Origin of the sequence: Streptomyces sp. NPDC018610, from assembly GCF_044391765.1 — a bacterium.
Classification (GTDB): domain Bacteria; phylum Actinomycetota; class Actinomycetes; order Streptomycetales; family Streptomycetaceae; genus Streptomyces.
Window position 1 is genome coordinate 345,770 of sequence record NZ_JBISAL010000010.1, and the last position, 20,988, is coordinate 366,757.

The 20,988-nt window shown below is 71.8% G+C and carries 22 protein-coding genes and 1 pseudogene; 16 read left to right on the top strand and 7 right to left on the bottom strand.

The genetic code is table 11. The features are described 5' to 3' along the window. The first annotated feature begins 343 nt into the window (after positions 1 to 343). Both ACH5A8_RS26185 and ACH5A8_RS26190 read left to right on the top strand, forming a co-directional pair. On the top strand, positions 344 to 823 hold the full coding sequence (locus ACH5A8_RS26185) for a hypothetical protein (RefSeq protein WP_399005825.1): 480 nt from the start codon (positions 344 to 346) through the stop codon (positions 821 to 823). Positions 824 to 1,138: 315 nt separating this feature from the next. Beyond that, positions 1,139 to 1,663 (top strand): hypothetical protein, encoded by a 525-nt coding sequence (locus ACH5A8_RS26190; RefSeq protein ID WP_399005827.1) that lies wholly within the window; start codon positions 1,139 to 1,141, stop codon positions 1,661 to 1,663. A 202-nt stretch (positions 1,664 to 1,865) separates the two neighbouring features. On the opposite strand, the gene ACH5A8_RS26195 is transcribed toward ACH5A8_RS26190, so the two are convergent. The 3 genes from ACH5A8_RS26195 to ACH5A8_RS26205 form a co-directional block, all read right to left on the bottom strand. Beyond that, positions 1,866 to 2,432: a hypothetical protein gene (locus tag ACH5A8_RS26195; protein ID WP_399005829.1), complete on the bottom strand. Its 567-nt coding sequence runs from the start codon at positions 2,430 to 2,432 to the stop codon at positions 1,866 to 1,868. Positions 2,433 to 2,786: 354 nt separating this feature from the next. Then, positions 2,787 to 3,305 carry a MarR family winged helix-turn-helix transcriptional regulator gene (locus ACH5A8_RS26200; protein ID WP_399005831.1) on the bottom strand — a complete coding sequence of 173 codons (519 nt, stop codon included), beginning with the start codon at positions 3,303 to 3,305 and terminating at the stop codon, positions 2,787 to 2,789. 101 nt (positions 3,306 to 3,406) lie between these two features. Continuing rightward, positions 3,407 to 3,559: a hypothetical protein gene (locus ACH5A8_RS26205; RefSeq protein WP_399005833.1), complete on the bottom strand. Its 153-nt coding sequence runs from the start codon at positions 3,557 to 3,559 to the stop codon at positions 3,407 to 3,409. On the opposite strand from ACH5A8_RS26205, the gene ACH5A8_RS26210 reads away from it, so the two are divergent. After that, positions 3,543 to 4,370, top strand: coding sequence for a MarR family winged helix-turn-helix transcriptional regulator (locus tag ACH5A8_RS26210; protein ID WP_399005835.1), 828 nt, complete (start codon positions 3,543 to 3,545; stop codon positions 4,368 to 4,370). The genes ACH5A8_RS26205 and ACH5A8_RS26210 overlap by 17 nt on opposite strands. A gap of 262 nt (positions 4,371 to 4,632) precedes the next feature. Here the strand turns inward: ACH5A8_RS26210 and ACH5A8_RS26215 are convergent, their stop codons facing one another. Beyond that, positions 4,633 to 5,997 (bottom strand): MFS transporter, encoded by a 1,365-nt coding sequence (locus ACH5A8_RS26215; RefSeq protein WP_399005837.1) that lies wholly within the window; start codon positions 5,995 to 5,997, stop codon positions 4,633 to 4,635. A 251-nt stretch (positions 5,998 to 6,248) separates the two neighbouring features. Between ACH5A8_RS26215 and ACH5A8_RS26220 the strand changes: the two genes are divergently transcribed. From ACH5A8_RS26220 to ACH5A8_RS26270, 11 genes are all read left to right on the top strand, one after another. Next, positions 6,249 to 7,733 carry an aldehyde dehydrogenase gene (locus ACH5A8_RS26220; RefSeq protein WP_399005839.1) on the top strand — a complete coding sequence of 495 codons (1,485 nt, stop codon included), beginning with the start codon at positions 6,249 to 6,251 and terminating at the stop codon, positions 7,731 to 7,733. Between the two features lie 23 nt (positions 7,734 to 7,756). Beyond that, positions 7,757 to 8,662: a VOC family protein gene (locus tag ACH5A8_RS26225; protein WP_399005840.1), complete on the top strand. Its 906-nt coding sequence runs from the start codon at positions 7,757 to 7,759 to the stop codon at positions 8,660 to 8,662. Next, complete coding sequence (locus ACH5A8_RS26230) at positions 8,659 to 9,456, top strand: aspartate dehydrogenase domain-containing protein (RefSeq protein ID WP_399005842.1); 798 nt, start codon at positions 8,659 to 8,661, stop codon at positions 9,454 to 9,456. The genes ACH5A8_RS26225 and ACH5A8_RS26230 overlap by 4 nt, the downstream gene beginning before the upstream one ends. Next, positions 9,453 to 10,223 carry an alpha/beta fold hydrolase gene (locus tag ACH5A8_RS26235; protein ID WP_399005843.1) on the top strand — a complete coding sequence of 257 codons (771 nt, stop codon included), beginning with the start codon at positions 9,453 to 9,455 and terminating at the stop codon, positions 10,221 to 10,223. The genes ACH5A8_RS26230 and ACH5A8_RS26235 overlap by 4 nt, the downstream gene beginning before the upstream one ends. Positions 10,224 to 10,315: 92 nt before the next feature. Further along, positions 10,316 to 10,837, top strand: a complete 522-nt coding sequence (locus tag ACH5A8_RS26240) for a cupin domain-containing protein (protein WP_399005845.1) — start codon at positions 10,316 to 10,318, stop codon at positions 10,835 to 10,837. Beyond that, entirely contained in the window at positions 10,830 to 11,573 is a 744-nt protein-coding gene (locus ACH5A8_RS26245; protein ID WP_399005847.1) for an SDR family oxidoreductase, read from the top strand. Before ACH5A8_RS26240 ends, ACH5A8_RS26245 begins: the two co-directional genes overlap by 8 nt. Positions 11,574 to 11,599: 26 nt before the next feature. Further along, the gene (locus ACH5A8_RS26250; RefSeq protein WP_399005849.1) at positions 11,600 to 12,376 is read left to right on the top strand and encodes an SDR family oxidoreductase; all 777 of its coding nucleotides are present in this window, start codon (positions 11,600 to 11,602) and stop codon (positions 12,374 to 12,376) included. Between the two features lie 9 nt (positions 12,377 to 12,385). Next, the gene (locus ACH5A8_RS26255) at positions 12,386 to 14,011 is read left to right on the top strand and encodes a thiamine pyrophosphate-binding protein (protein ID WP_399005851.1); all 1,626 of its coding nucleotides are present in this window, start codon (positions 12,386 to 12,388) and stop codon (positions 14,009 to 14,011) included. A gap of 11 nt (positions 14,012 to 14,022) precedes the next feature. Beyond that, positions 14,023 to 14,967 (top strand): PDR/VanB family oxidoreductase, encoded by a 945-nt coding sequence (locus ACH5A8_RS26260; RefSeq protein ID WP_399005853.1) that lies wholly within the window; start codon positions 14,023 to 14,025, stop codon positions 14,965 to 14,967. A 19-nt stretch (positions 14,968 to 14,986) separates the two neighbouring features. Continuing rightward, positions 14,987 to 15,217, top strand: coding sequence for a recombinase-like helix-turn-helix domain-containing protein (locus ACH5A8_RS26265; protein ID WP_399005855.1), 231 nt, complete (start codon positions 14,987 to 14,989; stop codon positions 15,215 to 15,217). Further along, on the top strand, positions 15,214 to 16,221 hold the full coding sequence (locus ACH5A8_RS26270; RefSeq protein ID WP_399005857.1) for a Rieske 2Fe-2S domain-containing protein: 1,008 nt from the start codon (positions 15,214 to 15,216) through the stop codon (positions 16,219 to 16,221). Before ACH5A8_RS26265 ends, ACH5A8_RS26270 begins: the two co-directional genes overlap by 4 nt. A gap of 48 nt (positions 16,222 to 16,269) precedes the next feature. On the opposite strand, the gene ACH5A8_RS26275 is transcribed toward ACH5A8_RS26270, so the two are convergent. Further along, positions 16,270 to 17,046, bottom strand: a complete 777-nt coding sequence (locus ACH5A8_RS26275) for an alpha/beta fold hydrolase (protein ID WP_399005859.1) — start codon at positions 17,044 to 17,046, stop codon at positions 16,270 to 16,272. A 113-nt stretch (positions 17,047 to 17,159) separates the two neighbouring features. Here ACH5A8_RS26275 and ACH5A8_RS26280 point away from each other — a divergent pair, with 113 nt between their 5' ends. Together ACH5A8_RS26280 and ACH5A8_RS26285 are read left to right on the top strand one after the other, a co-directional pair. Further along, positions 17,160 to 17,987: an AraC family transcriptional regulator gene (locus ACH5A8_RS26280; RefSeq protein WP_399005861.1), complete on the top strand. Its 828-nt coding sequence runs from the start codon at positions 17,160 to 17,162 to the stop codon at positions 17,985 to 17,987. A 105-nt stretch (positions 17,988 to 18,092) separates the two neighbouring features. Continuing rightward, positions 18,093 to 19,178, top strand: a pseudogene (locus ACH5A8_RS26285) (DUF4246 family protein); the annotation flags it as partial. Positions 19,179 to 19,341: 163 nt separating this feature from the next. Here ACH5A8_RS26285 and ACH5A8_RS26290 read toward each other — a convergent pair. Beyond that, complete coding sequence (locus tag ACH5A8_RS26290; protein ID WP_399005863.1) at positions 19,342 to 19,860, bottom strand: transglycosylase SLT domain-containing protein; 519 nt, start codon at positions 19,858 to 19,860, stop codon at positions 19,342 to 19,344. 476 nt (positions 19,861 to 20,336) lie between these two features. Next, positions 20,337 to 20,816, bottom strand: a complete 480-nt coding sequence (gene coaD, locus ACH5A8_RS26295) for a pantetheine-phosphate adenylyltransferase (protein WP_399005865.1) — start codon at positions 20,814 to 20,816, stop codon at positions 20,337 to 20,339. Between the last annotated feature and the right edge of the window lie 172 nt (positions 20,817 to 20,988).

The following is a 20,988-nucleotide window of genomic DNA, read 5'->3' on the forward strand; positions in this document are numbered from 1 at the left end:
CGGTCGATCAGCTCTCTCCGCGCTGAACGGGGCTCGGCCATGGCCGCCAATGTAGCCGCCCGACCGGAACACGTCCGGAATACGGGAATATTCACCGCTCGTGATCCCGCCGACCACGGCCCGCCCCGTCCCCCCTCCTCGGCTGCATGTTCGCCAGGATCGGGTCGTAGCGCGGGCTCTCCCGGTTTCGGGTCGTCACACGGGTCCTTCCGTAATCGGGTCGTCACGCGGGTCCTCCCGGAATCGGGTCGTAGCGCGGGTCCTTCCGGGAGAGACGTCACTTCCGGCACATCCAGAAGGCAGCCACTGGTACCGGCGCACCGACTGAGACAAGCTGCGGCCCATGGACTGGATGCCGCTTCTCTCCACACTGACCGGTGCCGTCATCGGCATCACAGCCACTTTGATCGCCGACCGCAACCGGTGGCACCGGGAGGAGGCCAGGCATGTGCTGGAAGTACGGCGCGAGGTGTACACGGAGTTCGTGACCGCCCTCAAGGCGGCGGGAGAGGAGATGCGGGCCGTCGCCCTGGGTGATCACATGTCCGAGTCGGCGCGTGACGCGGCCGTGCGGGAGGCCGTCCGCGGCACCGGCCTCTACACAGCCAGCGAACGCCTCTGGCTCGTCGGGCCGCCGCAGGTCGTGGCGGCGGGCAACGAGGCCTTTCATGGCCTGCGTGCGATACGCGACGCCTACGCCCGGGGAATGGCGGTCGGCTCCGCCCAGGAAGCGACCCTGGTAGAAACTCGGCGCGCGGCCATGGCGCGAATGCGTCGTCTCATGCGTGAGGACCTGGGTTATGGCCCCCTCGGGATCGAGTGATCCTCCTCGGGCCCCCGGCTACGCCACTTCGCGGGACGTGACCGCCACGTCTGCCGACGCGGCCTCAGTGCGTCCCTGCTGGTGGCCGCGCATGGCCAACGGCTGTGGGTGGGACGCCGTCGGCGGAGGCGGTCGGGGTTGCCGGGGCCGGACGGCCCGTGGACCCACCAGCCGCAAGAGAGAACGACGTGGCTCGCGCCCGCACGTCAAACCTCAACAGTCACTCAAATCTCTTACCATGCGAGCAATCCGGCCAACAGAATGCAGGAGTTCTGACCAACCTTTAGGTACCGGGGGATTTACGTGAAGCGTGTCATGAGCGCCGCGCTCTCCACTGCTCTGCTGAGCGCCGGAGCCGTGGCGGTCTCCGCCACACCCGCCGCGGCCGGCGCCGCGTGCGACTCGTCGCCGATCTACTCGATCGGCGACAAGAAGACCGTCTGGCGCGCGACCAACGTGCACAGCGACTGGGCGAAGCCGGGTGTGACCATCAGCTACGCGAAAAACAAGACCGGCTCCTGGACGGCCACCGGTACCGCCACGGTCGGCGCCGAGGCGGGCGTCATCTTCGCCAAGGCGTCGACGTCATTCAGCGTCTCCGTGGGCAAGACCTGGTCGAAGTCCGACACCTGGACGTACGCGGCCAAGGTGGAGAAGAAGAAGGGCAAGAGCCGGGGCCGCCTGATGATGTACCACGAGGCCAAGGGTTTCAGCGTCACCAAGTACCGCCTCGAGCCGAGGTTCGGCGGCGGCTGCAAGAAGGTGAAGGTCTGGAAGAAGTCCAACAACGTCGCCCCGGCCAAGCGGAACAACAACCTGTGGGGCATCCAGTACGCCTGACCCGACGGGCGGACGAACCGACGCACCGTCGGGCGACCGGAGGGTGACGGTGCGCCGGACGCCGCGGTGACCGGCCACCCCGGCTATGACGGCCGGGGTGGCCGGCCACTCCAGCCGCCCGAGCTCCAGCACGAACAGGGTGACCAACCGGTCTCGTCGCGGCCCGCCCGTGCCGCCTCACCGCCCACCCTGCACCGGCTCGCTAGCCGAGGGTGGCGGCGAGTTCGCCGTTCTCCGCTTCCTCCGCGGTCATCTGCACCGTGCCGCGATGGCTGACCTCGACCTTGTAGAACTTCTCGCCCTTGGGCACATCGGGGATGGCGATGTCGTAGGCGCAGGTGCCGTAGCCGGGCGAGTCGCTGTCGCCGAGACTGCCGGTGGCGATGACGTCCCCACCTGCCCCGTACACGGTGACGGAGGCACCTTCCTGGATGTCTTCGTAGCCGCCGGTCCCTTCGCAGCCTCCCAGGCCGTTGTCCGAGGCGTCCTCGGTGAGGGTGAAGGTTCCCTTCAAGGTGAACGTCTCCGGCGTGCCCGGGCCGCTGTTGGCGGTGATGGCCCAGATGCTCCCGACGATCCCGGCGCCGACCGCGAGGCCGAGGATGCCGGCGGCAAGCGGGCTGATCCGACTCTTCGGCGGCACGGGCTGCATGGGCGGCACGGTTGGCAGTGGCGGCGCGGGGATGGTGGGCGGAGCGGCTGGGGCCGACGGCACCGCGGCCTCGGTGGCGGGCTGGGCGTCGGGCTGCTCGGGCAGGTCGTCAGTCATGTGTCCCCCCAGGGATGTGGTGAAGCGGCAGGTTACTGCCGCGAGTCGGTTTTCGGCCACACCCTGGTGGTTCTGCTCCGCGCGTGCCCTTCCTCGCCGGGAAGGCCTGAGAACTCACGTGCACCGCATGCCCTCCGACCGGCCGTGACGGGACCGGATCCAGCGCGTCCTCAGAGCATCAGCGCCACATCGACACCCATCTCGGTCCAGCGTTCACCAGCACTCTCGCCTCGCACGGCTCGGCTGGGCGGCCTCGCCGGCCGCGACGTTTCTGTCCGCCTCCGCCGTCGTCACCGAGCCGGACCTTGCGCGGTCCGGGCGGGGAGGGGTGACGAGCCCGGGCCGTGTTGTCGTTCAGTCCGCCGAATCGACGATCGAGCGCTCCAGCTTGCCGAGCAGGCGCGCGAGTTGGCGGCACTCGGAGGGGGAGAGTCCGGCGAGCATCCGCCGCTCGTTGTCGAGGTGGTCGGCGAAGACGGTGTCGACCTTGGCGAGGCCCGCGTCGGTGAGCCGGGAGTAGACGACGCGCCGGTCGTCGGCGTCGCGTTCGCGCACGATGAGGCCGTCCTTCTCCAGGCGGTCCATGCGCAGGGTGACTCCGGCGGAGGAGACGAGTCCGGAGTCGGCGAGTTGGCCCGCGGTCAGCCGGTAGGGTTCGCCGGCCCGGCGTAGCGCGGTCAGCACGTCGAAGCCGGCGACAGACAGGCCGTGCTGCTCGATCGACGCGTTGAGCCGGGTGTTGTAGCGCAGGAACGAGCGGTGCAGGCGGGCCAGCACCTCCAGGGGGCTCGTGTCCAGTTCGGGCCGCTCGCGCGCCCAGTCCGCCACGATCTGTGTCACGGCGTCCTGCCGTGTCGGCTTCCGCTCGGCCATCCCCGTCCCCTCGCACGACTTCCGGGTGGGCGTGAGGTCGTACGCCCCTGAAAATTCTATCCCTGAAGCGATCCGCGGTCGGCCGAGCGGTGGGCTCCTGTTCAGCGGCCGCGGCGGCCCAGGAGCCGGACGAGGACGACGGCGGCCAGTACGGCGGCGGCCGGAACCGCGGCCTTCCTGAGCAGGACGGGCAGGGCCGCGGCGCCCAGGTCGACGGCCTCGGGTCTGGAACGTCTGGTGACCGGGCCGCTCACCGGCGTCCTCGGCACGTCGGCCGAGTCCGCGGCTCGGATCGGGCTGATCCGCAGCATCCTCTTCGGCGTCATCATGGAGCGCTGCCTCTTCGCGCACGAGCCGGCCCGCTCGGTGCCGACGGCCGAGCTGGAGCCGCTGCTGACCGAGGTGCTCGCGATGGCCTTCGGGGCCCCGCGAGCGCCGGCACCGGCCGCCCCGCGGTCCGCTCCCCCGCTCTCCCCGCCCTCTCAACCCGGTCCGGCCGCCGACGCCGACACCCGGGTCTTCGCCCTCCGCACCGAGTGCGCCGCCCGCTACCGCACCCTGATCGGCCGGGTCGTGAAGCGGCACGGCATCAGTCTCGCCGCCTTCGAGGCGCTGGCCGAGCTGCGCCGGGCCGAGGTGCCCTACCGGCGCACCATGAGTGAGCTGGCCACGGCGGGCGCGGTTCGCGCCGGTGGTGTCACGCACCACGCCGACCGGCTGGAACGCGCCGGGCTCATCGAACGGGAACGCGACGAGCGGGACCGGCGCCTGGTGCGGCTGCGGCTCACCCCGGCGGGTCTGGGCCTGGTGGACCGGGTCGGCGACGAGCGGCGGGCGGGCGAGCGGCAGCTGCTGGACAGCCTGCGCCCGGACGGACGCCGTCGGCTCACCGCCCTGCTGGACACCCTGGGCCACGCCCTGGCCGACGACGCCCGGCCCCACGACGCCGCCCCACCGCAGGACGAAGCCCGAGCACAGGCCGAGCACCACCGCAGGCCGAGCACCACCGCAGGCCGAGCACCACCGCAGGCCGAGCACCACCGCAGGCCGAGCACCACCGCATGAAGCCTGACCGCAGGGTGTAGCCCCACCGCAGGCCGAGCACCACCGCATGAAGCCTGACCGCAGGGTGAAGACCGCGGGCCGCATCCCACCGCATGGAGCCTGACCGCGGGGTGAAGCCCGAGCGCGGGACGAGACCTGGGCGCACGGCGCGATGTGCCTGAACGCACCGCCGGGCGCCCGGACGCACGACGCGCCATCGGGGGACACGACGGCGCCGGACCCCTCCGCACAGGGATCCGGCGCGTCGCGCATGCCGCGCGCCCTACGCGTTGAGCTCCTCCAGGGTCCTCCCCTTGGTCTCGACGGCGAACAGGGCGATCACCGCACCCACGCCGGCGACACACGCCAGCTGTGCGAAGACCAGGCCGAGGCTGCCGCCCGAACCGAGGATCGCGCCGACGGTGACGGGACCGAGGATGACGCCGAGCCGGTTCCACAGTCCGCCGAAGGCGGCGCCGCGGGCGCGGTTGGACGTCGGGTAGAGCTCGGGCGAGTACAGGTACAGGCCGGCGTTGATCGCGTAGACGAAGAAGGTGGTGCAGGACGCGAAGACGGCGACCTGGATCCCCGAGGTGACCCCGGTCAGGGCGAGCACGCCGAGGGCGAGCGCGGTGCCGCTGAGCGCGGCGACCAGTGCGGGACGGCGTCCGATCCGGTCGATGACCAGGGCGACGGCGAAGGTGCCGAGCAGACCGGTGATGTTGCTCAGCAGCGTGTAGACGAGCGCGGTCGTCAGGTCGAGCCCGAAGTTCTTGGTGTAGAGCGACGGCAGCCAGGTCGAGATGCCGTGGTTGACGTAGTACGCCACGAACCACAGGCCGGACAGGACGGCGGTGCGGCGCAGATAGCGCCCGGTGAACAGGTCGCGCAGGCGCCCGGGCGCGGCCTCCTCGGCCGGTTCGCCGGCGGGCCGGGGCAGCGGCTCGCCCACGGCGCGCTCGACCTCCGCCTCGATGCGCGCGATGGCCTGCTCGGCCTCCTCGACGCGTCCCTGGGAGAGGAGCCAGCGCGGTGACTCGGCGACGTGCCGCGGCAGCAGCGCGGCGATGACGACGGGGAGCGCGCCGAGGAGGAACATGGCGCGCCAGCCGAGGTTCGGCACGACCCAGACGGCGACGAGACCGGCGGCGGCGAGACCCGCCGGGAAGATCATCTCGTAGAGGAGGACGAAGCGGCCGCGCTTGTCGGAGCGGGCGATCTCGTTGATGTAGGTGGCCGCGACGGGCACGACGCCGCCGATGCCGAGGCCCTGCGCGAAGCGGAAGAGCGAGAAGAGCTCGATGCCGTGCGAGAAGGCGACGGCGAGGCTGGCGACGCCGGTGACGGCGACGCCCAGCGCGACGGTGCGCACCCGGCCGATCCGGTCCCCGAGCCAGCCGGCCGCCAGGGCGCCGAGCAGCATGCCGACGGAGGCGGCGGTGACGGCGAAGGTCGCCTGCCCGGTGCTCAGGTGCCAGTCCTTGATGAGGACGGGCAGGGCGGAGGCGGCGAGGAGCTGGTCGAAGGCCTCGAAGAACGTCACGGTGCCGATCAGGAATCGGACCTTGACGTGCCAGCGGGAGTGCGGCAGCCGTTCGAGCCTGGCCGCGATCGAGCCGAGGCCCTGGTTGCCGGCCACAGTCGTCATGGAGGGGTCCTTCCGCGAGCACGCGAACAGAGGAGTTCCGCAGACAGTAGAAGTGGTTACCTAAGGGGTCAATGGTTAGGGGCTTAGTGATGTCGAAGGTGACACCTTCGCCACCCTCACACAACTCCCCACTGATCATCGGCAGATCACACGGATCGGATGAGCATGCCGGAGGGTCTTGCGGAGAGATAGTTAAGGGCTTAGATTTCTGGCACTTCAGCGATTCCGCTCCTGCCCCCGGAGGTCCGGCCGTGTCCGTCCACTCCACCGACATCCTCGTCGCGGGCCGGTGGCGTCGCGGTGGCGGCGCCCCCGTCGACACCGTCGACCCGGCCACCGGCGAGGTCCTCGCGACCGTCCGCTCGGCCTCCGCCGAAGACGTCGACGAGGCGGCCCGCGCGGCCGCCGAGGCCGCCGCCGACCCGGCCTGGCGCGACCTGCTCCCCCACCAGCGGGCCCGACTCCTGCACCGGACGGCCGAGTTGACGGAGGAGGCGGCCGGCGAACTGGCCACCACCCAGACCGCCGACACCGGTAAGACGCTCGCCGAGACGAAGGCGCTCGCGCTCAGCGCTGCCGGCACCTTCCGGTACATGGCGGCCGTCCTGGAGACCACCGAGGAGGCCATCACCCCGGCACGCGGCGCGTACGTCACCATGAGCGTCCACGAGCCGATCGGTGTCGTCGGCGCGATCAACCCATGGAACTCGCCGGTGGCGAGCGACGCGCAGAAGATCGCCCCCGCGCTCGCCGCGGGCAACGCGGTACTCCTCAAACCCGCTGCCTGGACCCCGCTGGTCTCCCTGAGCCTCGGCCGCCTCATCACCCGGGCCCTCGACGAACTCGGCCTGCCCCCCGCCTTGTTGTCGGTGCTGCCGGGCAGTGGCCGGATCGTCGGCGACGCGGTCGTACGGCATCCGCTGGTCGGCCGGATCGGCTTCACCGGCGGCACCGAAACCGGCCGCTCGATCGCCCGGATCGCCGCCGAGAGGCTGATCCCCGCCTCGCTGGAGCTGGGCGGCAAGTCGCCGACGATCGTGCGCGCCGACGCCGACCTCGAACAGGCCCTGGCCGGTGTGATGTTCGGGATCTTCTCGTCCAGCGGCCAGTCCTGCATCGCCGGATCGCGACTGTTCGTGGCCCGCGAGATCCACGACGCCTTCGTGGCGGAACTCGTCGCCCGCGTGCGCAAGCTGCGTGTCGGGCCCGGCACCGACCCCGCCACGCAGGTAGGCCCGCTGGTGCACCACGCGCACCGCGACGCGGTCGCCGGCTACGTGGACCTGGCCCGATCGGAGGGTGCCGAGGTGCTGTGCGGCGGCGCCGCACCCGACGGCCCCCGGTACCGCGACGGGGCGTACTACCTGCCCACCGTCCTGACCGGCCTCGACAACTCCGCGCGCACCTGCCAGGAGGAGATCTTCGGACCCGTCCTGGTGGTGCTCCCCTACGACGACGAGGACGACCTGGTCCGCCAGGCCAACGACTCGGTGTACGGGCTCGCCTGCGGCATCTGGACCCGCGACCACCGTGCCGCCTGGCGCCTCGCACGCCGGATCGACGCCGGCACCGTGTGGATCAACACGTACAAGCAGTTCAGCGCCTCCACCCCGTTCAGCGGGATGAAGGACAGCGGGCTCGGCACGGAGAAGGGCCGCGACGCCCTCCGCGCCTACCAGCGCCAGAAGTCCCTGTACTGGGGCACCTCCGAAGCGCCGCTGCCCTGGGCCGACTGACCATCCCTTCATCGGAGTACCGCATGTCCCATCCCCCGATAGCCCGGCTGCGCGCCCTGCGCTCGGTCGAGCTGCTCACCCCCTCCTTCGCGGAGGCCACCGACTTCTACGAGGACGCGTGGGGCCTGGAGGTCGTCGAGTCCGAGCACAGCGCGAGCTGGCTGCGCGGCACCGGCGACGAGCACCACGCCCTGCGGCTGACCCGTTCCGAGCGCACCGGCCTCGGCCGGCTGGTGTTCGCGGTCGCCACACCCGCCGAGATCGACGAGGCGGCGCGCCGCCTGGAGGCGCGCGGCATCGTCCCGGTCGCCGGTCCCGGCCCGCTCGACCAGGTCGGTGGCGGCTACGGGCTGCGCTTCCACGATCACGAGGGCCGCCTCGTCGAGCTGTCCGCCGACACCTGGGCGGTGGCCCCGCGCGGCCGCGACGGCGCGGTGCCGGTCGGCGTCACGCACGTCGTCCTCAACACTCCGGACATCGACGCGGCCGTCGCCTTCTACTGCGACGTGCTCGGCCTGCGCGTCTCGGACTGGTCCGAGCACCAGATGGCGTTCCTGCGATGCAACGCCGACCACCACTGCGTCGCGTTCAACCAGGCCGAGTGGGTCTCCCTCAACCACGTGGCCTACGAGATGAGTTCGGTCGACCACTTCATGCGCGGCCTGGGCCGGCTCCGCCACCACGGCATCGCGCCGAAGTGGGGCCCGGGGCGGCACGGCCCCGGCAACAACACCTTCTCGTACTTCACCGACCCGACCGGTCTCGTGTGCGAGTACACGTCCGAGGTCGCGCAGGTCGTCGAGGACCGGTGGATCGCCAAGGTCTGGCGCCGGGTCCCCGAGCTGTCCGACCTGTGGGGGACGGCGGGCCCGCCGTCGAAGGAGATCCGCTGCCACATGGCCGGCGCACCGGAAGGAGAGCACAAGTGAGCCAGCCCCTCAAGGTCGGACTGGTCGGCTGGGGCGCCATCGGGCGCGTCGTCGGCACCGCTCTCGCCCGGCAGGAGGTCGCGGACGCCGAACTGGCCTGCGTGGTCGACAACCGCCCGCTCGGCGACGCCGCGCCCGCCGAGCAGGTCGCCTTCGAGGACGCGATCGAGCGGTGCGACCTGATCGTGGAGGCGGCCGGCCAGGGCGTCGTACGGGAGTGGGGCGAGCGCGTCCTGACCGGCGGCGCCGACCTGCTGATCGCCTCGACCGGGGCCCTCACCGACGACGAGCTGGCCAAGCGGCTGCTGGCCGCCGGGCCCGGCCGGGTCTACTTCACCGGCGGTGCCGTCGGCGGCCTCGACCTCCTGCAGGCCGTACGCTCCTTCGCCCCGCTGGACGAGGTCCGCCTGACGACGACGAAACTGCCGTCCACCCTGGAACAGCCGTGGATGGACGAGGAGTTGCTCGGCCGGATGCGGTCGGCGACCGGTCCTGTCGAAGTCATGTCCGGAACCGCGCGCGACGTGCCGGCCAGATTCCCCAAGTCGACGAACGTCGCCGCCTCGGTGGCCCTCGCCGTCGGCGACCTGGACGCTGTGCGGGTCCGGGTCGTCGCCGACCCGGCGGCGCAGCTCACCCGGCACGTCGTCGAGGCCACCGGTCCGCACGGTGCCTACCGCTTCGAGGTCGCGCACCGGCCCGACCCGGGCAACCCGGCCACCAGCCAGGTCGTGCCGTACGCGGTGCTGCGCTCGCTGGCCGCGATCGCCGGGCGCTCGGGGCAGATCCTGTGAGCGCCCCGCACGTGGAGGAGGCCGGCGCCCGCGGTCCCCTGCTGCTGTGCCTGCACGGGATCGGGTCCTCCTCGGCCGCGTTCGCCCCGCAGCTGGCCGGGCTCGCGGAGCACGCCCGGGTCCTGGCCTGGGACGCGCCCGGCTACGGCAAGTCACCCGATCCGGAAGGGCCGTTGGACCTGGACGGCTTCGCCGACGCGGCCGCCGGGGTGATCCGGTCGTACGGTCCGTCGGCGCATGTGCTGGGCGTCTCGTGGGGCGGGGTCATCGCCCTGCGGCTCGCCACGCGCCACCCGGACCTCGTCGACTCCTTGATCGTCGCCGATTCCAGCGCCGGTTCCGGCGCCGACGAGGCGAAGGCGGCGGCCATGCGGGCCCGCGCCGCGGAACTCGCGGACTCGGGGGCGCGGGCCTTCGCCGAACGGCGCGGCCCCCGGCTCGTCTCCGATCTGGCGGACGCCTCGCTCGTCGCCCGGGTCGTCGACACCATGGCCGACGCGGTGCGGCTGCCCGGGTACGGGTACGCCGCCGAGTCCATGGCCGGCGCCGACCTGCGCGCCGAACTCTCCGCCGTCACCGCCCCGGCGCTGGTCGTGTGCGGCGACCGCGACACGGTCACCGGCGTCGAGGCCTCCCAGGTCCTCGCCGGGGGCCTGCACAAGACCGCCTACGTGATCGTCAAGGACGCCGGTCACCTGGCCAACCAGGAACAGCCCGAGCGGTTCAACGCCTGGGTCCTGTCCCACCTGCACATCGTCACCCGCTAAGGGCTGCGACCGGAGAGGTCCACCGGCTCACCACGCCCGGCAGACCTCTCCGGCCACGGCACCGGAGAACCGTTCACCGAAGGGACCACACCATGCCTCTGACCACCACCGAGTACGACAACGGCGGCGACCTCGGCAAGTACACCGACTCGCTGATCGCCACGAAGGCCTCGCGCGTCGCCGACTTCGACACCCTCTCCTTCCAGGAGAAGGCCGGACCGCAGTACCGCCGCGGCCAGATCCGCTACGTCGGCTCCGGCGCCACCGGCGACCACGAGGACGACAGCCGCATCCTCCCCTCCGGCGGCTTCACCTTCTCCAACATGCTGCTGCCCCCGGGCGCCGAGGGCCCCGCCCACACCCACCACGACGTGGAGGAGGCGTTCTTCGTCCTGGAGGGCCAGGTCCGGGTGGGCATCCACCGCGGCGCGGACGAGGTCGAGTACCGCACCCTGGGCTACCGCGACATGATCGTGGTGCCGGCCGGCGTGACCCGCTCGCTGAAGAACGAGGGCGACACCGACGCGCTGTTCTGCGTCGTCATCGGCACGCGGAAGCCGCAGGTCCCCTCCTACCCCGAGTACTCGCCGATGCACGGCGTCACCCGTGACTGACCTGGGCACGGTCGTCGTGACCGGGGCGGGCCGTGGCCTGGGACTGGCCATGGCCCACCGGGCCGGCGCGGACGGCTTCCGGGTCGTCGTCGCCGAGCGGGACCGTGAGCGGGGCGAAAGCGCGGTGGCCGGGCTGCGGGCCGAGGGGCTCGACGCGCACTTCGCGCCCTGCGACGTCGCGGACCCGGCCTCGGTCGACGGGCTCGCCGCCTTCGTGCGGGAGCTGGGCGGCGGCCTGTACGGGCTCGTGAACAACGCCGCGCTCGCCAACGGTGTGGGCGGCAGGGAGTTCCAGGACATCGACGTCGAGGTCTGGGACCGCCTGATGGCGGTGAACGCGCGCGGCCCCTGGCTCGTCGCGAAGGCGCTGCACCCCCTGTTCGGCCCCTCGGGACGCATTGTGAACATCGCCTCGGACGCGGCCCTGTACGGCTCCCCGCGGCTGGCGCACTACATCGCGTCGAAGGGCGCCGTCGTCGCCCTCACCCGGGCCATGGCGCGGGAGCTGGGCGAGCGGGGCATCACGGTGAACGCGCTCGCGCCGGGTCTGACCGAGTGCGAGGCCACCGAGACCGTCCCGGCCGAGCGGCACGACCTGTACCGGGCGAACCGGGCCATCCAGCGCCCGCAGCAGCCCGACGACCTGGTCGGCCTCGCCTCCTTCCTCCTCTCCGAGGAGTCCCGCTACCTGACCGGACAGGTGATCGCCGTCAACGGCGGATTCACCATGAACTGACCCCGCACAGCAAGGAGTTCGCAGTCATGGATCTGGGCCTCGCCGACCGGACCTACGTGGTCACCGGAGGCAGCTCGGGCGTCGGCCTGGCCACGGTCCGCGCCCTGCTCGACGAGGGCGCGCACGTCGCCGCCTGCGGCCGCGACGCCGGCCGTCTGCGGCGCATCGGCGGCCACGACAACCTGTTCACCGCCGCGTGCGACGTGCGGGACGCCGACGCGGTACGGGACTTCGTGCGGGTCTCCGCCGAGGCGTTCGGCGGACGGCTCGACGGGCTCGTCAACAACGCCGGGCAGTCCCGCATGAAGCGGCTCGACGAGACGACCGAGGACGACTGGCGCGACGAGCTGGAGCTGAAGTTCGCGGGCGTCCTCAACCCGCTGCGGGCGGCCCGCCCCCTGCTGCGTGCCTCGGACGCGGCGTCGGTCGTCAACGTCAACGCCGTCCTCGCCAAGCAGCCCGAGCCCCGCCTCATCACCACCAGCGCCGCCCGCGCCGGCATCCTCAACCTCTCCAAGTCCCTGGCGACGGAGCTGGCCGCGGACGGCATCCGCGTCAACTCCGTGTGCCTCGGACTCATCGACACCGGGCAGTGGACCCGCCGGCACGCCGCCGCCGACTCCGGCCTGGCCTACGAGGACTGGCAGGCCGAGCTCGCCGCCGACCGGGGCATCGCCCTCGGCCGGCTCGGCCGGGCCGAGGAGGTCGCCTACGCGATCCTCGCGCTGCTCGCGCCGCGTGCCTCGTACATCACCGGAACCAGTATCGACGTCTGCGGCGGAGTCGGCCGCGGCATCCTCTGAGGAGTACGCATGCGTTACGACAATGGAGGCGCGCTCCTCGTCGCCGTCCTTGAGGAACTCGGCATCGACACGGTCTTCGGCATCGTGTCCGTGCACAACCTCCCGCTGGTCGAGGCCGTCGACCGGGCCCTGCGGTTCGTGCCGGTGCGCCACGAGGCGAGCGCCGTGAACGCGGCCGACGCCTACGGACGGGCCCGCGGCGGCCTCGGCTGCGCGCTCACCTCGACCGGCACCGGCGCGGGCAACGCGGCCGGCTCGCTCATCGAGGCGCTCGCGTCGGGCACATCCGTCCTGCACGTCACCGGGCAGGTGGAGAGCGCGTACCTGGGCAGCGGGCGCGGGTTCATACACGAGACCAAGGACCAGCTCGGCATGCTGACCGCGGTGTCGAAGCACGCCGTCACGGTCGGCTCGGCCGACGAGGCCGGGCGGCTCCTGCGGGAGGCGGCGTGTGCCGCGCTGACCGCGCCCCGTGGTCCGGCGAGCGTCGAGTGGCCCATCGACCTGCAGTACGCGGCCCAGACCGACGCCGGACACCGGCTGCCGGAACCGGAGACCCCTGCGCTCGACCCGGAGCACCTGGCCGCCGCGGGCGCCGTGCTGGCCTCCGCCCGCCGCCCCCTGGTGTGGGCCGGCGGTGGCGCCGACGCGGCCCGTGCCGAGCTGGCCGCGCTCGTGGAGGCGACCGGTGCGGGACTGCTGACCTCCAACTCGGGCCGCGGCGCCGTACCCGAGGACCACCCGCAGGTCGTCGGCAACTTCGCCACGACGCCCGCCGGCCGGGCGCTGCTCGCCGACGCCGACGTGCTCCTCACGGTCGGCACCCACTTCCGGTCGAACGAGACCGCCGACTACGGGCTCGCGCTGCCGGCCGCGCACGTCCAGATCGACGTGGACGAGGCCGCACTCGGCCGGGTCTACCCGGTGACCCACGCGTTGCACGCCGACGCCGCCGACGCCCTGGCCGCCCTGCTGCCTTATGCCCGGGCCGCGGAGCCGGACTGGACGCGCCGCGTGACGCGGGTGCGCGCCGACGTGCGGGTCGCCCTGCACGACGACATCGGGCCGCAGGCGGCGATCTGCGACGCGCTGCGGGACGTGCTGCCCAGGGACGCGGTCGTCGCCCGGGACGTCACCATCCCGTCCAGCAGCTGGGGCAACCGGCTCCTGGAGATGTACTGCCCGGAGGCGAACGTCTTCCCGCGCGGCGGCGGCATCGGCCAGGGTCTCGGCATGGGCATCGGTGCCGCGCTGGCCGCGCCCGAACGGCCCACGGTCGTCATCGCCGGCGACGGCGGCCTCGCCGTCCACCTCGGCGAACTCCTCACGGTCGCCCAGGAGCGGCCCCGGCTGACCGTCCTCGTCTTCAACGACGGCGGCTACGGCGTGCTGCGCAACATGCAGGACCGCTACGGCGACCGGCGCAGCGGGGTCGACCTCGCCACACCCGACTTCGACCTCCTCGCCCGCGCCTGCGGGCTGCCCTACCTGCGGATCGCCGACGCCGGGCACGCCCGGCCGGTGCTCGAGGAAGCCGTCGCCTCGGACGGACCGGTGCTCGTCGAGGTCGACCTGGCCGCGCTCGGACCCATGAAGAACCCGTTCACCCCGCCCGTGAAGATCCCCACCCCGTAGGGAGGCCCACCATGACGACCCGCGAAGAAGGTCACCTGTCCCTGCTGGTGCGGCGGATGACCTGGGAGGCCCACGGCGTCCTGTCCGTCGAGCTGACCCACCCCGACGGCAAGCCGCTGCCCGCCTGGGCGCCCGGTGCGCACATCGACGTGCACGTGGGCGGCCGGATCCGCCAGTACAGCCTGTGCGGCGACCCCGCCGACACCGGCGGCTACCGGATCGGGGTACTCGACGAGCCGTCCTCGCGCGGCGGCTCGCGCCACGTCCACACCAAGCTGCGGCCCGGCCAGCCGGTCACCGTGTCCGAGCCGCGCAACCACTTCGCGCTGGAGGAGGCGTCCGCGTACGTCTTCGTGGCGGGCGGCATCGGTGTCACGCCGATCCTCGCGATGGCCCGGGAAGCCGCCCGGCGGGGCGTGCCCTGGCGGATGACGTACGGCGGGCGTAGCCGGGCCTCGATGGCGTTCACCGAGGAGCTGGCCGCGCTCGGCGGTGACGTGACGCTCGTGCCGCAGGACGAGCTGGGGCACATCGATCTGGCGGCGGCCCTGGCCGGTGCGCCGGAGGGCGCCCTCGTGTACTGCTGCGGGCCCGAGCCGCTGCTGGCCGCGGTGGAGGAGCGCTGCCCCGCGGACCGGCTGCGCCTGGAGCGCTTCGCCGCGCCGGCCACCCGACGGGCCGGCGACGACGAGGCGTTCGAGGTCGAGTGCCGCGCCTCCGGCCTGACGCTGTCGGTGCCTTCCGGCACCTCGATCCTGGAGGCCGCCGAGCAGGCCGGCCTGAGCGTCTCCAGTTCCTGCCGTGACGGCATCTGCGGATCCTGCGAGACCCGGGTGCTGGACGGCGCCCCCGACCACCGCGACTTCCTGCTCTCGGACGCCGAGCACGCCGCGAACGCCTCGATGATGATCTGCGTCTCGCGCTGTGCGTCGGGCCGCCTCGTCCTCGACCTGTGACCTTCGACCGGAGACTCTCATGAGCACCGAGCACCACTGGCCGTACCTGGACGTCCACCAGTCCCGGACGCACGAGCCGACACCGTACGAGTACAAGCTGGCCGCGACCCTCGAAGAGGTCTTCACCAAGGACGGCCACGAACTGCCCGACGTCGTCGCCGGGCTGAACGCCCGTCAGGTCCACGCGCCGGACGGCGCGCCGTGGACCGAGGAGTCCTTCACCGCCGAGATGCACCGACTGGGAGCGTGACCGCCGTGACCCTGACCGCCGAACACATTGTCGCGACCGGCCTGCGCGACCAGTGGCACCCGGTCGTCCCGTCCTCGTTTGTCGCGCCGGGCGCGATGCGCGAGGTGACCGCCCTGGGAGAGCAGTGGCTGCTGTTCCGCCGCTCCGACGGCGCCCTGAGCATGCTCGCGGACCGCTGCCCGCACCGCGGCGCCCCCCTTTCCCTGGGCAAACACCTGGGTGACCGGGTGGCGTGCTGGTACCACGGCGTGGAGGTCGAGACGGACGGCACGGTCTCTTCCGTGCCCGGCCTGCCCGGCTGCAGCCTGGAGGGCCGGAAACTCGTCAGGTCGCTGCCCGTTCGGGAGGTGGCCGGCGCGGTCCTCGCCTACTTCGGCACGGAACGGCGCCCGCAGCCGGCCGAGCTGACGCTGCCCGAGCCGCTCACCGACCCCGACATCGACGCGTTCCTGTGCTACGCCGAGTGGAACGTGCCGTGGCGCTACGCCGTCGAGAACCTGCTCGACCCGATGCACGGGGCGTTCCTGCACCGCGAGTCGCACACCATGTACGACGGCGACACCACCGCCAAGTTCCGCATCCGCGAGACCGACCGCGGCTACTTCTTCGAGAAGACGGACCAGCGCGGTGTGAACTTCGACTGGGTCGAGCTGTGCCGCACCGGCGTCGACTGGGTGGACCTGTCCATCCCGTACCCGCCGTCGGCCGGGCCCGGCGGCCCGTTCGGCATCGTCGGCATGGTGTGTCCCGTCGACGAGGAGCGCTGCGGGGTGTTCTTCTGGCGCTATCGCAAGGTCCAGGGCTGGCGGCGCGACACCTGGCGCTTCCTCTACCGGACGCTCATCGAGGAGCGTCACTGGCAGGTCCTGGAGCAGGACCGGGTGATGCTGGAGGCCATGCCGGCCGACGCCGACCAGCGGGAGAACCTGTACCAGCACGACTTGGGCGTGGTGCGGCTGCGCCGCATGTACCGCGCGGCGGCCGAGGAGCAGGCCCCGGCCTGAGCCGCGGGCCCGCGGGGCGGCCGTCCCGGGCCTCGGCCGCGGGGACGGTCAGGCCGCCGGCGCGAAGGCCGTGATGGCGTCGACGAGGTCGGCCGGGGCCTCCAGCGGGATCAGGTGACCGGTGTGCGGGACCACGACGAGGCCGGCTCGGGAGAGGTAGGGCACCAGATCGTCGCGGAGCACGCCGACGGGCTCCACCTGGTCGTGCTCCCCGGCGACGACGAGAGCGGGCACGCTGATCCTGCGCGTGTGCTCGGTGATGTCCTGCGCGATGCCGTGCAGCGGCCACTCGGTGCGGGCGGCGTCGGCGACGGCCCGCGAATCGGTCACGATCCGCGCCTTGACCCCGGCGGGCAGTTCGGTCGCGGTGAGGACGTGGTCCCGTGCCCCGGCCACGGACTCGGCGGAGTCGTAGGCGTGCGACAGAGCCTCCTGGTACGCGGGGGTGATCCGCGCGGCGGGCTTCGCCGGCCCGGAGCCGACGAGGACGATGCCGCGCAGGCCCGCGGGCCGCGTCGCCGCGACCAGCTGCGCGACCTTGCCCCCCATCGAATGCCCCACCAGGACGTAGTCGGCGACCCCCGCGTCCGCGAGCACGGCGAGCGTGTCGTCGGCGAGCCGGCCGAGCGTGTAGGGGCCGGGCAGAGCACTCGACCGGCTCCACCCGCGGAAGTCGACCGTGAGCACGTCACGGCCCGCCAGGCGGTCGACGACGAGGTCCCAGGTGCGGGCGGAACCACCCCAGTAGTGCAGGAACACCAGGGTCGGCCCGGCCCCCGGCCGATGGTCGTAAGCGGGCAGAAGCGTCTGCGGCGTCGTGTTCACGATTCTTCTCCCGGTCGGTTCTCTCGGGGCGATCGCCCCATGGGCCCATTGAAGCGTCCGCCCCCGGGCAGGGCATCGGCGTGACTGGTCGCCCGATGGTGAAAACTGGACACGTGAGCGTGATCCGGCAGATGACCTACCGGCCCGCGGGGCACCGCGCCGCCGCGGTCGAGACGATGACGTTCGGCCGCCTCCGCGAGCTGAACGACGGCGGCACGCAGCGCGCCGACTTCCACGTCCTCGCCGTCGTCGACGCCGGACCCGGCTCCGTCACGGTCGACTTCCTCCACCACCCGCTCGAAGAGCGGTCCGCCGTGTGGATCCCGCCCGGCGCGGTGCACCGGTGGGACGACATCGCCGACGTGGCAGGGCACCTCGTGCTGTTCGTGCCGACCGCGCCGGTCACCCATGTCACCCGTGAGCTGGTCGCCTCCCCGGACCTGGCGGCGCACTGGAGCATCCCCGACGCCGACCGGCCCTTCGTCGACGCGGCGCGCGACCACCTCCTCCTCGAAGCGTCCGCCCCGCCCGGGGACTTCTCGTCGGAGCTGCCCGAAATCCTGCTCACCGCGCTCATCACCCGGCTGCGCCCACCGCACACCGAAGCACCGCTCACCCATCCGGTCTTCCGGTCGTTCCGCTCCAGCGTCGAAGCGCACTTCCGGCGACACCACGACGCCGGCTACTACGCCCGTACGCTGGGCTACGCGCCCCGCACCCTCTCACGAGCGGTGCAGCAGGCCACCGGCCGCACCGCGAAGGCGTACATCGTCGAACGGATCGTCCTGGAAGCCAAACGGCTCCTCGCACACGACCGCCTCACCGCCGCCCGCTGCGCCCACGCACTCGGCTTCCCCGACGCATCCAACTTCTCGGTGTTCTTCCACAGGGCCACAGGCGAACGCCCGGGCGCGTGGCAGGCGACGATGACCGCCGAGTGAGGAGGTGCCCTCAGCACGGGACGGCACACCGCGCGACCACGTCGGAGCTCTGACCGCCGAACCGGCGCCGGCCGGGAACCACGGCTGCGATGTCAGTCCGCTGAAGTGCATCCCTCGCTGTTCTGCCTGGTGAGAGAGGCGAGCGGTGCACCCGAGCGGGCCTGGCGGAACCCGACGAATCACTACTCGAAGCATGAGTTCTCGGAGAGGTTCCAGTGGCTGCCCACGGACGTCGACGTCAGTGACGACGGCCAGGTCTCCTTCCGCTCGTACGTCAACAACGTCCACCCCGAGACTCATCGCGAACTGGCTTCGGTCCTGCCGGAATTGTTCGCGGCCCTGCTCCCACTGCTGGAGAACGTGCTCACCGATCTGCGCCATCCACGGCCCCTGCGGATCGAGGCCGATCCTTACGGGTGGTACGACTCGGAGCCGGAGTATCCGGACAAGTCCTCCTACACCGACGACGAAGCCCACGCGGAAGCGGTCCGTGCGTGGGAAGAGGCCCAGGACGACTGGTGGGAGAACCGCCGCCCGGCCGTCCCGGATGCCCCGGCGTTCACCCCGCCCGAGTTGCCCGACGACACCGCCCGGGTCGACCTGCGCGGCCGCCGACTGCAAGTCATCGTCAAGCTCGCCACCATTCATCTCACCCCGGACAAGCCCGAGTACCCCGGCGGTTCCTGGCACGTCGAAGGAATGCTGAACGAGCGGATCGTCTCGACCGGCATCTACTACTGGGACAGCGAGAACATCACCGAAAGTCGGCTGAGTTTCCGCGCGGCGCTCGACGACCCGTCCTACGAGCAGAGCGACGACAACGGTATGCGTGAGGTCTACGGCCTGGAGAACGAAGACCCGCTGAACCAGGTGCTGGGTTCGGCGTCGACCCCAGCGGGCCGCTGCCTGGCGTTCCCGAACATCCTGCAACACCGCGTCGGCTCGTTCGGCCTCACGGATCCCACCCGGCCGGGATACCGCAAGATTCTCGCGTTCTTCCTCGTCGACCCGTCCGAGACAATCGTCTCGACATCCGACGTACCACCACAGCAACCGTGGTCCGACACCTCGACCATGACGCTTGAGCAGGCCGAGAGCTATCGCGAAGAACTCATGCGGGAACGCAAGTTCTTCGTCGCCGAACACAACGAGCAGCTCTACGAGCGAGAATTCTCCCTCTGCGAACACTGAGACCTCGGCCGGCTGGGCGGAGCGCCTTTCCACGCCCTGACCGTCCGACACCCGAGCGTGCCCGTCCGTCACCTCAACGACCGAGTCGGCGTCGAGGCCTTCATACCGCAGCACCCGCGCAATCCCGTCGCCGACCCCTGTGCGGACTCATGGCACCGGTCGGTCAGTAGGCGGAGTTGACGTTGTCGATGGAGCCGTAGCGGTGGGCGGCGTAGTTGGCCGCGGCGGTGATGTTGGCGACCGGGTCGGTGATGTTCTGGGAGGTGCCGGAGACGTGGTAGGCGTTGAAGGTGGGCTGGATCACCTGGAGCAGGCCCTTGGACGGGATGCCCTTCTGCGCGTTGACGTCCCAGTTGTTCTGGGCGTTCGGGTTGCCGGAGGACTCGCGCATGATGTTGCGGTGCAGGCCCTCGTAGCTGCCGGGGATGCCCTTGTCCTTCATGATGGCCAGGGACTGCTTGATCCAGCCGTCGAGGTTGTTCGCGTGGCCGCTCTTGCCGGTGGCGGCGTGGGTGTCGTGCGAGGCCGAGGCCACGGTGGCGGCCTTGGCCTGGACGGGCTCGGCGGCCTGCGCGGTGGTGGGCATCAGGGTGATGGCGGCGGCCGCGGCGCCGGTGGTGGCGATGCCGGTGAGGGCGAGGGTGCGCAGGCGGGCGGTACGGGGGGTGCGGGTGGCGATCATGAAGGGAAACTCTCCAGGGGGATCGTCGTCGTGGCGCCGGCCGTCGGGGTCCGGGGCCGGCGTCGGGGCGGCGGTGCCCCGCTGTGTTCCGAACCGGTGGGCCGCGGCGTGATCCGCTGGTCCCGTTCGTCGTGGCTCGGAGCAACGACAGCCATGGTTAGCGGCGGACCGGGCGGGGTGCAAAGGTGTGACGTACTACCCCGCTACGGAGTCCCAGATGTACCGGTTTCGGATGTGCCCGTCGCTGATGCCGATCCGGACCTACGAACCCCGGTAGGACGTGATCCGGCTCCTATGGGTGGCGTCACAAAAAGGGCCCCGGCAGGGACGTCATCGCCTGGCCCGGTCGACAGAAGGGGTTGCCGACCACGTGTCGGCCAAAGGTGCCGTGTCAGTGAGCCGGACGTGCCGTCTCAGCAGGTCAGAGGCCCGCTCGATGATCTGTCGCCTCCGCAGCGGCTCGAACCCTCTGCGTTTCACACAGCAGCCGCCCCTGGCGCGGCCGGAGGTTGCCCCTGAGAGGTCCCCGCGTGTGACGTGGGGCGTTCCTGTCGGCCCATCGCGGTGACGAGGGTGGAGGAGATGTGGGCCAGGGCGGGGTCCGCGGCGATGAAGAACGTTTCGACTCCGGCCAGCTCGTGGTTCATGCGGGCCATCGGCATTTCGTAGTCCAGGTCGCGGACGCCGCGGACGCCGCGGACGACGACGTCGATGCCGGCTCGGCGGCAGTAGTCGACCAGCAGGCCGCCGGTGTGGGAGTCGACGGTGACGTTGCTCAAGTCGGTCGCCGCCGCGCGGAGCCGGTCCAGGCGTTCCGGTACGGGGAGACGGCCGGTCTTGTTCGCGTTGAACATCACGCACACGACGACCTCGTCGAACAGGCGGGCAGCGCGTCGGAGTACGTCCAGGTGCCCTTGGGTGACCGGGTCGAAGGATCCTGGGAAGAGGGCTCGCATGATCGGAGAGAGTAACAAGTGGCCGCCTCCTCCAGCAGTGAAGTGCCGGTGCCGCCGGACCGCCAACCACGATCAAGCGCGGCGGGAAGAACGTCCAGCGGACGGGGACGACCGCAACAGTTCGCGTGGAACGGCCACATGGGACACGCTCCGCCCGACAAGGCCCGCGGAG

Bases quoted from the DNA above. Each gene is read 5' to 3' on its own strand.
- ACH5A8_RS26265 (WP_399005855.1), top strand. From the start codon at position 14,987: ATGAGCACCGAGCACCACTGGCCGTACCTGGACGTCCACCAGTCCCGG.
- ACH5A8_RS26290 (WP_399005863.1), bottom strand. From the start codon at position 19,860: ATGATCGCCACCCGCACCCCCCGTACCGCCCGCCTGCGCACCCTCGCC.
- ACH5A8_RS26240 (WP_399005845.1), top strand. From the start codon at position 10,316: ATGCCTCTGACCACCACCGAGTACGACAACGGCGGCGACCTCGGCAAG.
- ACH5A8_RS26215 (WP_399005837.1), bottom strand. From the start codon at position 5,997: ATGACGACTGTGGCCGGCAACCAGGGCCTCGGCTCGATCGCGGCCAGG.
- coaD (WP_399005865.1), bottom strand. From the start codon at position 20,816: ATGCGAGCCCTCTTCCCAGGATCCTTCGACCCGGTCACCCAAGGGCAC.
- ACH5A8_RS26185 (WP_399005825.1), top strand. From the start codon at position 344: ATGGACTGGATGCCGCTTCTCTCCACACTGACCGGTGCCGTCATCGGC.
- ACH5A8_RS26250 (WP_399005849.1), top strand. From the start codon at position 11,600: ATGGATCTGGGCCTCGCCGACCGGACCTACGTGGTCACCGGAGGCAGC.
- ACH5A8_RS26200 (WP_399005831.1), bottom strand. From the start codon at position 3,305: ATGGCCGAGCGGAAGCCGACACGGCAGGACGCCGTGACACAGATCGTG.
- ACH5A8_RS26260 (WP_399005853.1), top strand. From the start codon at position 14,023: ATGACGACCCGCGAAGAAGGTCACCTGTCCCTGCTGGTGCGGCGGATG.
- ACH5A8_RS26190 (WP_399005827.1), top strand. From the start codon at position 1,139: ATGAGCGCCGCGCTCTCCACTGCTCTGCTGAGCGCCGGAGCCGTGGCG.
- ACH5A8_RS26195 (WP_399005829.1), bottom strand. From the start codon at position 2,432: ATGACTGACGACCTGCCCGAGCAGCCCGACGCCCAGCCCGCCACCGAG.
- ACH5A8_RS26225 (WP_399005840.1), top strand. From the start codon at position 7,757: ATGTCCCATCCCCCGATAGCCCGGCTGCGCGCCCTGCGCTCGGTCGAG.
- ACH5A8_RS26255 (WP_399005851.1), top strand. From the start codon at position 12,386: ATGCGTTACGACAATGGAGGCGCGCTCCTCGTCGCCGTCCTTGAGGAA.